Origin of the sequence: Leyella stercorea, assembly GCF_021531355.1 — a bacterium.
Lineage (GTDB): Bacteria > Bacteroidota > Bacteroidia > Bacteroidales > Bacteroidaceae > Prevotella.
Genome location: NZ_JADYTS010000044.1, coordinates 1 through 12,649 on the forward strand (window position 1 = coordinate 1; position 12,649 = coordinate 12,649).

10 protein-coding genes are annotated in these 12,649 nt (G+C 47.1%); 3 read left to right on the plus strand and 7 right to left on the minus strand.

Annotation, left to right across the window (positions count from 1 at the left end):
• Positions 1-45: 45 nt before the first annotated feature.
• The 6 genes from I6E38_RS09975 to rsxC all read right to left on the minus strand — a co-directional run bounded on the left by I6E38_RS09975 (position 46) and on the right by rsxC (position 9,887).
• On the minus strand, positions 46-267 hold the full coding sequence (locus I6E38_RS09975; protein ID WP_235393852.1) for a hypothetical protein: 222 nt from the start codon (positions 265-267) through the stop codon (positions 46-48).
• 35 nt (positions 268-302) lie between these two features.
• Complete coding sequence (locus tag I6E38_RS09980) at positions 303-2,270, minus strand: RagB/SusD family nutrient uptake outer membrane protein (RefSeq protein ID WP_235393853.1); 1,968 nt, start codon at positions 2,268-2,270, stop codon at positions 303-305.
• Positions 2,271-2,278: 8 nt separating this feature from the next.
• Positions 2,279-5,443, minus strand: coding sequence for a SusC/RagA family TonB-linked outer membrane protein (locus tag I6E38_RS09985; protein WP_235393854.1), 3,165 nt, complete (start codon positions 5,441-5,443; stop codon positions 2,279-2,281).
• Between the two features lie 1,182 nt (positions 5,444-6,625).
• A complete protein-coding gene (gene galE / locus I6E38_RS09990; RefSeq protein ID WP_235393855.1) occupies positions 6,626-7,663 on the minus strand; it encodes a UDP-glucose 4-epimerase GalE in 1,038 nt (345 codons plus the stop codon).
• A gap of 32 nt (positions 7,664-7,695) precedes the next feature.
• Positions 7,696-8,550 (minus strand): RnfABCDGE type electron transport complex subunit D, encoded by an 855-nt coding sequence (locus I6E38_RS09995; protein ID WP_235393856.1) that lies wholly within the window; start codon positions 8,548-8,550, stop codon positions 7,696-7,698.
• A gap of 14 nt (positions 8,551-8,564) precedes the next feature.
• Positions 8,565-9,887, minus strand: coding sequence for an electron transport complex subunit RsxC (gene rsxC / locus I6E38_RS10000; protein ID WP_235393857.1), 1,323 nt, complete (start codon positions 9,885-9,887; stop codon positions 8,565-8,567).
• A gap of 217 nt (positions 9,888-10,104) precedes the next feature.
• Here rsxC and I6E38_RS10005 point away from each other — a divergent pair, with 217 nt between their 5' ends.
• Positions 10,105-10,548, plus strand: coding sequence for a hypothetical protein (locus I6E38_RS10005; protein WP_235393871.1), 444 nt, complete (start codon positions 10,105-10,107; stop codon positions 10,546-10,548).
• A 192-nt stretch (positions 10,549-10,740) separates the two neighbouring features.
• Here I6E38_RS10005 and I6E38_RS10010 read toward each other — a convergent pair whose 3' ends face one another.
• Positions 10,741-11,817, minus strand: a complete 1,077-nt coding sequence (locus I6E38_RS10010) for an esterase-like activity of phytase family protein (RefSeq protein ID WP_235393858.1) — start codon at positions 11,815-11,817, stop codon at positions 10,741-10,743.
• Positions 11,818-12,093: 276 nt separating this feature from the next.
• Here I6E38_RS10010 and I6E38_RS10015 point away from each other — a divergent pair, with 276 nt between their 5' ends.
• Positions 12,094-12,315 carry a dephospho-CoA kinase gene (locus I6E38_RS10015; protein ID WP_235393859.1) on the plus strand — a complete coding sequence of 74 codons (222 nt, stop codon included), beginning with the start codon at positions 12,094-12,096 and terminating at the stop codon, positions 12,313-12,315.
• A gap of 55 nt (positions 12,316-12,370) precedes the next feature.
• On the plus strand, positions 12,371-12,640 hold the full coding sequence (locus I6E38_RS10020; protein WP_235393860.1) for a PIN domain-containing protein: 270 nt from the start codon (positions 12,371-12,373) through the stop codon (positions 12,638-12,640).
• Positions 12,641-12,649: the final 9 nt, after the last annotated feature.

Here is a 12,649-nt window from a genome sequence, read left to right on the forward strand (position 1 = left end):
AGTTACTAAAAATCAGCGATATATACAACCTTTTACTCATATTTGTCAACTTAAATTAATTCCGCCAACGGGTTTGATATAGTAAAAGTCTGCGTTCTCTGGAGTGGTCCAGTGGAACACCACTTTGCCCGGCTGCTTGCTGTCAACGGTGACAGTCGACTCGTCGATGTTCACCCTCGGTGTTGTCTTGTCGTCATCAGAGCATGATGCTACGGTGCCAACAAGAGCTACAGCCATAAGCATTTTTATAATTGTCTTTTTCATCATTGTGTCTTTTTATTTGTAACAATGCTTTTTTTTTATTAATAACCAGGAGTCTGCACTACGTGGTCGTTACGGTTGATGTCAGCTGACGGGATTGGCATCAGATAGTTCATCGGCGACTGGAACTTACGCTCGAACACAACCTCTTTAATGGTGCTGAAGTCGTTGATATCCTCTGCGTCAATGTTCATACCTTTAGCCTTAACGTTGAAGTAAGTCTCAGCGAGCAGCCAGCGACGCATATCCCAGAAGTTCTGGTTCTCAAGATACATCTCGTTCATACGCTCGTTGCGTACGATGTCGCGCAAGCCTTCCTTGGTAGTAGCCTTTGCAGGGTCCTTACCAAACTGCTCCCAAGCTTCCTTAACACCAGGCAGACCGGCACGTGTGCGCACCTTGTCAAGGTAAGTACGTGCGGTCTGGAGGTCGCCAGTCTCTACAAGACACTCAGCATAGCCTAAGTAAAGTTCAGCCAAGCGGATAAGCGGCCAAGGAGTATTGGTATAATCGGCACCAGTCTTTGACTTAACAAGGTCTGGATTGATAAACTTCTTGTTGAGGAAGCCAGTCGGCGAATAGTTACTGTTACGCAAAGAATTTACGTCAACACCACGGCTACAGTTGCCTCCAACCACAAAGTCGCAAACAAGACGACCATGAGTATTGTCTGAAGTGAGATTATAGTTAGGATCGTCCTTGTAAGCACCGTTGTTAGATGCACTCAGAATCTCGTAGTAACCATCCTGGAAGGCAATCCATGCATAGTAACGTGGCTCGCGGTCGAGATTGAACTTCGGGGTCTTGCGTCCTGGATAAGCCTCATCCTCGTGTGCCTCATCCACTTCAACCGGCTCCCAACGATCGGCGTAGTCGAATGTCTTGTCCTGGTCGATAGGCAGACCGTTCTTGGTGTAGAAGCGGCTAAGCATAGCTACAGTAGGAGCCACACCGTTCCATCCCCAACCAGTAGCGATGTATGGTATACTCTTGTTCTGCAATCCGTAATAGCCCTCGCCACGTGAGTCAGCCCAGATAACTTCAGGGTTGGCACCAGCCGGCTCGTCCTCTGCAGAATAGTCGGTGATGGTGTAGCGCAAAGCACGCACGTGTGGATCGGCAGGATAACCGTTCTTGTTGAGCTTGCAATCGCCACGGTCGTAGAGATGATAGCCTGCTGACTCAGCAGCTGCGATAGCCTCCTTGAATGCATCGGCAGCCTTCTGCCACTTGTTGGCATCGTAAGTAAGCGGCATAAGAGCATTACCACTCTTGTCCTTGAAGTCAGAGTAGAACTTGCTATTGCCATTGAACAGAGGCGAAGCAGCGTAGAGCAGCATCTTAGCCTTCATAGCCTTGGCAACTACGCTTGTGGCAAGACCAAACTCATTTGCCTGTGCACCTGTACGTGTAGCAGGCAGACCCTTGGCAGCCTCGTCAAACTTCTCGCAAATGAAATTGACGCAGTCGTCGTAAGGTTCCTGTCCCTGATAGTTCTCAGGCAGAAGCATCGGGTCGGGTGTCTGGCGTACTACGATGATCGGACCATAGCAGCGAGAGAGCAGGAAGTGATAATATCCGATGAGGAATGTCACCTGTGCCTTGTAGTCGTTGCGGTCTTTATCTTCAAGGCCATGGAAGTTGCCGCCCTTATTGAGCTCGTCCTGGAACATATAGCACTGGCGAATGCCCTGATACAGAGTGTTCCAGTAGCTTATCACTGGGTTTGAAGCCGAGTAGTTGCCCTTAGGGAATGCGGCAAAGGTCTCATGTTCGAAAGCCGTAACCACCTCATCACCGGTAAGGAAGTCGAGCGACGTAGGTCCGGCGTTAGGTGTAGGCAAGAATCCGTAGCAAGAGTACAGATAGTTGAGGGCTGCCTGACGGTCCTTGGTCATGTCGGCACCTGTTGTTGTCTCGTCGGGGATGACATTGAGGTAGTCGCACGATGTCATCGTGAGTCCCGCAGCGAGCAAGCAGCCTATTATTGCTTTATTTAGAATTTTCATATTGTTTATTAGTTAATTGTGAGTTGAACACCTACGTTAAGAGTCATCTGTGTCGGATACTTGGTGGTGTAGTTGCCACCGCCCATCTCAGGATCCCACTCCTTAAACGGTGAGAATGTGAGCAGGTTGGTACCGTTGACATAGAATCGCATATTCTTGAGCGAGTAGCCTATCTCGGCGTTCTTGAGCTTGAGGAAACGACCGTTGCGCAACCAGTAGCTTGAACTCTGTGTATTGTGCGAGTTGTCGGATTCGGTCAGACGCGGGAACTTGGCGTTCGGGTTCTGATTGTCAGGACTCCAGTGGTCTTTGTCGATAAACTCGAGCACGCCACGACGATAAGAGTTACCGAACGGTGCGATGTTGCTGAGCATGAGAGCCACGTTGCCACGACCCTGGAAGAATACTGAGAAATCCCAGTTCTTGTAGCCAATTGACGGTCCGAAGCCGTAGATAATCTTAGGTACGCTTACACCCAATGGCACCTGGTCGTCGGATGTGATGCGTCCGTCATAATTGCCGTCGCGGTCGGGCTGGTCAACATACTTGATGTCGCCAGGAGCGATAGCGATGTTGCCAAGGGTCGATGTCGGGTTGTTGGCGATGTCAGCCTTGTCGATGTAGAGACCGTTGGCCACGTAACCCCATACTGTTTTGACATTCTTACCCTGGCTCTTCATAGCCTCGCGCTTGCCCGGAGCCTCGTCGTATACCGAAATCTTGTTGTTGTTGTAGGTGAATGTACCCTGGAACTGGATTGAGAGATCGTTATTGATACGCTTGCTGTAGTTGACAGCCATATCAAATCCCTGGTTCACTACCTCAGCAAGGTTACCATAAATCTTGGTGTCGGCTGTTCCTAAGTAGTTAGGAATAGAGAGCTTCTGCTGGAAGATGTTAGAACGGCGCTCGCGGAACCAGTCAAAGGTGATGTCGAGAGCGTTGAAGAGCTGCATATCGAAACCGAGGTCGAGCTTGTGGCCAACCTCCCACGATACGTTCTCATTGCGCAGACGGTTCCATCCCGGACCAGAATAAGTAACGTAGTTGCCTGGCAGACCTGTTGTGAACGAGCCCTTGCCTGTGAGCGAAACGTCCTCACGATAGATGAAGCGCTCGTAGCCATACTGGTCGTTACCTACAAGGCCGTAGGTACCACGGAGCTTGAAGTTAGAGATAACGCTCTTTACCGGCTCCCAGAACTTCTCCTCGCTGATGTTGTAGCCCAAACCTACAGATGGGAAGAAGCCCCACTGATGGCCCTTGGCAAACTGCTCCGAACCGTTGTAACCGGCGTTGAACTCGATGAGGTAGCGGTGCTTGTAGTCGTATGTGGCACGTGCAGCGAAACCTATCTTACGCTGTGGCAGTGATGCGAGCACACTTTCTGAATACATGTTAGAGCTGTACTGGTTGATGTTCCAAAGGAGCATACCCGTAACAGTGTGGTCGCCGAACGAGCGGTTGTAGTCGAAATATGCCTGAGCATAGTAGCGGCGGTCGCCGGCGTTCTGACCAGAGTTGCTAAGCACTGGCTTCGATGGGTCGCCCTTCGGAGCCTGTACATAAGAGAATGTACCGTCCTCGTTCTGGGTATAGTTCTTAAGCTCGTAGTGGTTGAAGTTGAGCGAGCGGAATGTAGTACTCTTCGACCAGTTCTTAAATGAGAACATCAAGTGGAAGCCGAGTCCCTTAGTAATGAAGTCGAGCTTCTGGTCAAAGTTCAAGTTGGCAGTAATGGTACTTGCAAACGAGTCCTGATAGCCGCTAACGAGACGTGCCATCGGGTTGAAGTTGCCACCGTTGGCAAGCTGACGATAACCCCAGTGTACCCACTCATCGCCCTCGTTGTCGTACTGTATAGGGAAGAGCACCGGGTTGGCGTTCATCATCTGATTGTAGAGGTCGTTCAGAGAACCTGAGATATCGTTGCTACCAGCGAGCGGACCGTGCATATTGTCGAGACCTGCATACAAGTGGAGCGAAATCTTCGACGACTTAGACATGTTGAAGTCGATGTTGTTCTGGAACGCATAGCGCATGTAGTCAATATTGTTGTTGAAAGAGTAAAACTCCTTACTGCGATTGCGCAACATACCTGTCTCATGGCTTACGTTGAGGTTCATGAAGTACACTATCTTGTTTGTACCACCACGAACGTTCATGTTTGCCTTCTGGTTGTAAGAAGCATTCTTGAACATCTCCTTATACCAGTTGACGTCAGGGAACACCTGACCGTTGACGTGATTGCGTGTATTGGCAATCTGCTCAGGTGTGTAGAGTGTAGCGCCGATACCCTGGCTTGTCACAGCCTCGTTGTACAGCTCCATAAAGCGGGCGCCGTCAACAAACTTTGGCTTTGATGTAGGCATGGTAACGTTTGCCTCAACACGGAATGAAATCTTCGGTTTGTCGAGGTCCTGACCACTCTTGGTGGTGATGATGAGCACACCGTTGGCACCACGCGAACCGTACATGGCTGTGGCAGATGCGTCCTTAAGAATTGAGAAGCTCTCGATTACGTCCGGATCGAGGTGGTTGAGGTCATCCTGCGAAATCTCCATACCGTCCATAACGATAAGCGGCGACTTGGCACCACTGATGGTGGCGATACCACGGATGTAGAAGTCAGAACCATTGGCACCAGGCTGACCGCTACTCTGTGTGGCGATGACACCCGACAGACGGCCGGCGAATGAAGATGAAATACTTGCCGAAGGTACGCGCAGACTCTCAGGCTTAACCTGCTGTACCGAACCTACCACGGTCTCCTTTTTCTGTGTGGCACCGAAAGCCGTTACCACAACATCGCCAAGCTGCTTGGCGTCTTCCTTAAGAGTGATAGAGAAGATGGTCTTACCCTTCATAGGTACCTCCTGCGACTGATAGCCGAGGTATGATACGACGAGTACGTCCTTAGTGTTTGATACGGTTAGTGTAAATTTACCATCTGCGTCAGTCACTGCGCCCACCTTGGGGTTGCTCTTCAAAACAACGGATGCACCAATTACGGTTTCACCGTTTTCGTCAACCACCTGACCGGTTACCTTCTGATGCTTCGCCTGCTGATTGGCAAATGCAACAGACTCGGTCTTAGGCTTCAGCAAACTTGCGGCATCGGCGGCATGGCTGCCAATGGTCTTGTCAGCAGCAAAGGATGATAAAGGCAACAAGAATGCAGCACCTATTACCCCCCTATGCCGATTTTTTGTTTGTTTTGCATAAAGTAGTGTGTTAAATGTAATATGAATTTTACACCCATTGCTGGATGCGTTGATTGTTGTTTGCGGTTTATGCGGTTTATATTGTTGTTGTTTGCGGTTTTTATTTTGGTTAGAGATTATTTTTTAATGGTTTATGTAAATTGTTATAGTTTTGAGTCGAAAAGGCGTTGTACGTCACATAGACGTTGTACGTCGTCAAGACATCACCAATATATTTTTGTGCAAAGTTATACATTTTTTAATAAACAACAATCATTTTACGAGAAAAAAATCAAAAAAACTAAGTTTTGTGCAAACAAATACAAAAAGTGCATAATATACAGATATTATTCAGACTGAAGAAAAACAAAAAAAGAAGCGTACCAAGACTAAAACGACAAGTCTTGATACGCTTCCTTGAATCTGCTTATTTATTGATTTAATAAGACTTCATGCATACTTCGCACCACATAAATCAGACAAACTCCCACTCCGATTACTCTCAATGGACTTATCAGATGTTCCTTTTTGTAGTCCTTATATATATCATAGCACAATACAGACGCGACATATATAGAACCTAATAACAAAATCCAACTTACCATTCAAATTATAATATTTAAATATAACAATCCAACATTACAAATATACATATAAAAATATATTAACAAGTTTAAAACTACTATACTTTATCTTTTATTAACACTGGTCTGCGTTTTAATAGAAATAGTATGCAAATATTGTACATGCAGTAAAAAAGTGTTACAAATTAAAAATCGATTCTAGAGATTTGAAGAGTCGATTTTATGATGTTATACGTGCTTGTCATCATATTTTTAAACAAAAAAGCCTCCGTTGCATTGCAAATGTAGTCCTTTTGGAAGCCAATGGGACTACTATTGCAATGCAACGGAGGCTTAAATGAAGAGCAAAAGTGGTCCTTTTGCAACAAAAGGGACTACTTTTTGAGCTTAAAAGATTACACACTTACACCCTCAACATCATAACATGTTGGGTATAAGCAGTATATCGCTGCACACTCAAAACTCACGAATTTCGAGCCAAAGATTTCCTTGTGCGTTCAACTCACAGTTTTGAGCGTTTGAAAATGCAAATATTGTTATCGTAATGGAACTTGAGTTCAAGCATAAATTACATTACGCCATCTTCGCGCAACTTAACCTGCCACTTCCAAGCCGAAGCGAGCACGTCGTCGAGCTTAGCCTCTGCCTTCCAGCCAAGCACCTTGTTGGCCTTGTCGACATTGCCCCAGATCTTCTCGATATCGCCCTCACGACGCGGACCGAACTTCCAGTTGAGCTTAACGCCAGTAGCACGCTCGAATGTGTTGACGATTTCGAGTGTTGAGTTGCCCTTGCCAGTACCTACGTTGAAGAATTCAAGCGGCTCTGTCTCCTGATCGAGTACACGTGTCATCGCGCAAACGTGAGCCTTAGCCAAGTCAACTACATAGATGAAGTCGCGGATACATGTTCCGTCAGGAGTATTGTAGTCGTTGCCGAAGATTGTAAGCTCCTTGCGGATACCCATAGCGGTCTGAGTTACGTAAGGAATGAGGTTGTTGGGCACACCGTTAGGCAACTCGCCGATGAGTGCTGACGGGTGAGCGCCAATCGGGTTGAAGTAGCGCAGAACGATACTCTTGATGTTGGCACCGCTGTGGATATAGTCGGTGATAATCTGTTCGTTGATCTCCTTGGTGTTGCCATAAGGTGATGTAGCCTTCTGGTGAGGGCAGTCCTCAGTAACGGGGAGGTTCTCGGGCTTCGGCTGACCATAAACGGTGCAGCTTGACGAGAAGATGATGCCCTTGACATTATACTTAGGCATAAGCTCAAGCAGATTGACAAGCGAAACAACGTTGTTGCGATAGTACATCAGCGGCTTCTGCACGCTCTCGCCTACGGCCTTAGATGCTGCAAAATGGATGATGCCCTCGATGGCAGGATACTTTTTGAATACAGCCTCGGTAGCGTCAAAGTCGCGAAGATCTACCTGCTCAAAAGCGGGACGCACGCCTGTAATCTTCTCTATACCATCGAGCACCTCAATCTTTGAGTTAGAGAGGTTGTCGACGATTACTACTTGATAGCCTGCTTCGATGAGTTCGACAGTGGTGTGTGAACCAATGAAACCGGTACCACCGGTCACTAAGATAGTTTGTTTCATAACTTTTAATTTTATAGTTGATAAATGGTTTTTTATTGTTTATGCTTTGCCTTGCCGTAACGGCGTGGCTTGCAATATCTGTCTACGAGAGGTGTGAGCATGTTCATTACGAATATGGCTATGAGCATTGCGTTGCGGCTCTCGCCATGGGTGCGTAGGTATACGGCTATGGCGGCAATGGCTATGCCGTAGACTATCTTGCCGGGGTGTGACATTGGCGACGTGGTGTAGTCGGTAGCCATGAATACTGCTCCAAGCAGCGTTCCGCCACCGAGCACCAGACTGAGCGGCTGTACGCTGTCCGTACCCGTTATTGCCAATATGCCTGCCAACACTATAGTGGTGAGGATAATACTGATGGGGATGTGCCATGTAATGATGCGCTTCCACAACATAAAGGCAAGCCCGAGCATTATTGCCAAGGCAAAGAGGTAGGGACTCTTGGCACCATAGCCCACACCAGGCGTGAGCACCGAACTACCAGGACACAGAAGCGCAACACATACGCCTACAATGGCTGGATTGACGCTATTGCGCCCAAGTCCGCCAAAGGCAAACTTGCCCAGACCAATTGCCCCGACCGCTCCAAGGGCTACTGCCCAAAAGGGAGTTCGTGCAGGCAGGCAGAGCGTCATTACGAGGGCGGTAATTACGGCTGTGCCGTCGGCAAGAGTACACGGGCGGCGCATCAGATAGTGGGTTATGACCCACTCCGCCAGCATACATGACAGCAGGCTGTAACAGCCCAAGTATATTGCATTGAGACCGTAACTGAACACCGCCATCAGCAAGGCGGGCACAAGAGCGAAGATTACGCCGTACGTATTGCGCTTTATGCAGTCGCCGCCGTGCATGTGTGGCGAGAGCGACATCTTGAGTTCTGACATAAATATTGACGTTTTTACTTTTCGATTAGCGCCACTTTGGCTATGCGTATATAGTCGAGCAGCGGACGATAGGACGGACATGTGAACTGGCACGAGCCACACTCTATGCACGATGTTATCAATTCGCGCTCTGCCCGTTTCCACTTCTTGAGCATGGAGAGACGGGCGAGCAGATAAGGTTCGAGCCCCATTGGGCATACGTCGACACACTTGGCGCAACGTATACACGGTTCGGACGTATGGCGGTGTGTCTCGCGGCCACTCATAATGGTAATACCTGCCAAGCCCTTCACTACCGGAACGTCGAGCTTGTCAAGCGCAACGCCTCTCATCGGTCCGCCCCACAATATCTTGTTGTCACTGACGGGCAATCCGCCACAAGCGTCAATCAGCTGTCGGACTGGAGTTCCTATACGTACAAGGAAGTTGGCAGGATGGGCCATCTCCTTGCCCGACACCGTGACATAACGCTCAAAGAGAGGTTTATGCTTCATCACAGCCTCATACACGGCAAAGGCTGTCGCTACGTTTATGACGATGGCACCGACATTGGCTGTGACAGCCGGTGGCGCCGGCACCTGCCGATGCAGCACAGCATCGACAAGTTGTTTTTCGCCACCTTGTGGATATTTCGCTTGAAGCGGAACAATCTCTACACGGTCGTCGTTGGCTGCCTTCTGCTGCATCAAGGCTATTGCCGAGGGCATGTTGGCCCCTATGCCGACATAGCCACGCTCCACTTTAGCCGCACGCATCAGCAGGTCGAGACCTACAAGCACTTCGTCGGCACGCTCCGTCATCAAGCGATAGTCGGCAGTAATATACGGTTCGCATTCTACACCATTTAGTATCACACACTCTGCCTTGGTGTATGGCATTGTGGTGAGCTTGACGTAAGTAGGCATTCCTGCTCCACCCATACCCGTCACTCCAGCCCACTTGATACGATTGATTATCTCGTCGGGGGTGAGTTCAGTATGCTCGGCAAGAGTTTCAAGATTATTAGAGCGGTCGATGCCAGGCTCCCACTCGTCGCCTTCCACATTAATAACAATAGACGGTCGGGCATTGCCAGCCTCGTCAGAGGCAGTGTCTATCTTGAGCACTGTGCCCGACACCGAGCTATAAATAGGTGCGGAAATGATTCCACTCGCTTCGGCAATGAGCGTGCCAACCTTCACAGCATCACCCTTCCTTACCACAGGTATGGCAGGATCGCCAATATGCTGCAACAAAGGAAAGACGGCCTGCTCGGGCAACTCCGCCTCAATGGTAGGCACATCGGCGGTAAGCTTGTTGTCTGCGGGGTGTATACCTCCTATTCGGAATGTCTTCATTGTATCAATATATAATGTGGTGGTGTCCGTTTTTTACTTTTAGAAGTATGCAAAAGTAATACTATTAAACGGAACGGCAAATAAAAATGTTAATATTTTCTCCTTTTTTGTTTGCCTTGTCAACAAAAAAGACGTACATTTGCACATAAACAAGCCATTGACACGCCTACAACAAGGCATAGAAATGGACATAAACCTAAAAGTCAGAACCAAAATGATAAAACCATCAGAACAGACAACACAGCAGATTGAGCGTTTTCTGAAGAAAATAGCCCAGAAGTTTCCCACCAACGACGAAACCTCGGTATTAACCGACATCCATGTGCGCGTGTCGCAAGAAAGCGGTGAGATGCTGGCTTTCGACGATGACGACAACGAGATTACACGCTGCGTGGTGGAACAATGGATAGGCAATAACGACGAGGACTTCTACGACTCTGTAGAACGCATTCTCAACAATGCCATGAATGCTTCGGCTAAGGCTATAGAAAATCTCGGAATACTGAAGCCATACAGCTTTGTTCTCGAAAACGACGAAAAGGAGAACATAGCCGAACTCTTCATAGCCGACGACGACACTGTCATCATCGGCAAAGACCTCATGGAAGGTCTTGACAAGGATCTCGACTCGTTCCTCAGCGATTTGCTAAAAGAAGAATAATTCTGAGTTTTGAATTAGGAATTTTGAATTTTGAATTGTTGCCTACGGCAATTTTGAGTTTTGAATTAGGAATTTTGAATTGTTCGCGGCTTCGCCTGCGATTGTGATTTTTTGAGTTACGAATTCTCAATTCAAAAATGAATAATTCAAAATCGGCAAAGCCGACAATTCAAAACTCAAAATTCAAAATTCCTAATTCGAAATAACTATCGTCTTGAACCAGTCGCGCAGCAAGCCAGCATAGCCGTTTTGCGAGTCGCTGACGAGAATTACCACTTGGTCGCCATTCTCGAGTTTCGGTCCGAGACACATTCCTTCATAATTTGCCCAGTTCTGGCTGAACAGGGTTATCGTTGTGCGCCACGATGTAAGCAGACGCTTGCTGACGTACGGCGCACCAGCCTCAACGCTTTTTTCCAACGGATACGGTGTTTCAACTGATGGATTTACAACGTACAGTTTGCACTGGCAGAACGCTCCAATCTTTGTTTTCGGCACAAAAGCCTCACGCTCCAATACAAGCAACTGTCCGTCGGGCAGAGCGCACAACTCACTGACACCCATGGTATAGGTCTCTGCGGTCTTCATCGTTGTAGGCATATCCATACGATACAGATAGGCAACAGGTGCGGCAGTGACATCGTCGCGATTGAACGACATCAGCCTAAGCACATTTCTATGCGGATTCTGTGGTGTGGCAGGCTTGCCGTCGCGTCGCATCGCACTCTCGTTGATGGTCCACAGCTTGCGGCCAATGCTGTCGTAAGCCAACGACTCAAATCCATAGTTGGGCCAAAAGTCTTCCTCACGCATCGACCACTCCCACAACTTCGGCTGAGTCTTGTCTTCAGCCACACCATTCCTGTCCTTACCGGGAACATTATTCTGGCCGATAAGATATTCCTTCAGCCGGAAGCGCTGCTCACTTGCCACTACAATCGTAGAATCCGACACCTTGGCAATTGCCTCGTTGTCGAGTCCGGCAGCCTCTGCCCTACCCTTACTGCCCATATATTCAGCCTGCAGCAACTCGCCCGTCTGCCGGCTTATATACAGACGCACATTGAAATACAGCGCCGAATCTGACTTGTCGCTGACCATTGCATACACATCACCGCCCATATTCGTGATGCCACTATAATTGCCAGCAGGTATGGTCTGCAAGAAATGCTTCTGCGGATGAGAGCGTACTACATGCCAGTCGGCAGAAGCCTGAGTTGTAAGGAAAGAAAAACAACTCAAAATTAGCGATAAAAGTAAATGTTTCATTGGCTTTACTTGTTCTTATTTATATTCATAGTTCTACAAAGTTACTTATTATCAATCTAAAAGCCAAAAGAAATAACGTTAAGCAAGCATTGGCATTACATACATTTAACAAAAAGAAACTATAAAATATAGATAATTGGATTACACTAATTGCTTTTATTACAAAAATAAACATTAATTTTGCATAAGCATAGTATCCAACTAAAAACGAAAAACAATATAAAAACGGACACATGCAAAGATAACGTAGTACACTTAAATTAATACAGAAAACATATGGCAGCAACAGTATTAAATGAAGCACAGATTGACATCCTCAATATGATGCAATGGGTTAAAAGCCCTGAAGCATTGGCAGATTTGAAACAAGCTATTTCTGATTTCTTTGCAAAAAAAGCCAAAGAAGAAATTGATGCTATGTGGAAAAATGGCAAAATGACACAAGCCAAATTTGACAGTTTTGAAAACCTTCATGAACGAACACCATACAAACATTAAACCATGAATGTTGTTCTTGACACTAATTGCCTAATAATGGCAATTTCAGCACAGAATGGCTCGTAATATTTCACCATTGGTTTCTGAATATATCATTACGGCCATATTAAATAGAAAGAACGTCAAGAGATTATCCCCTTCATACGCTTTTCATCTTATAGAAGCAGACGAGGATGACAACAAATTTGTTGATTGTGCAATCATTGGCAACGCCAAATACATAGTCACTCACGACCATCATTTCAATATTTTAAAACAAATAGCTTTTCCTAAAGTTGACGTAATTACTCTTAAAGAGTTTCTTGAGGATTTGCAACAAAAATAAACATACTAC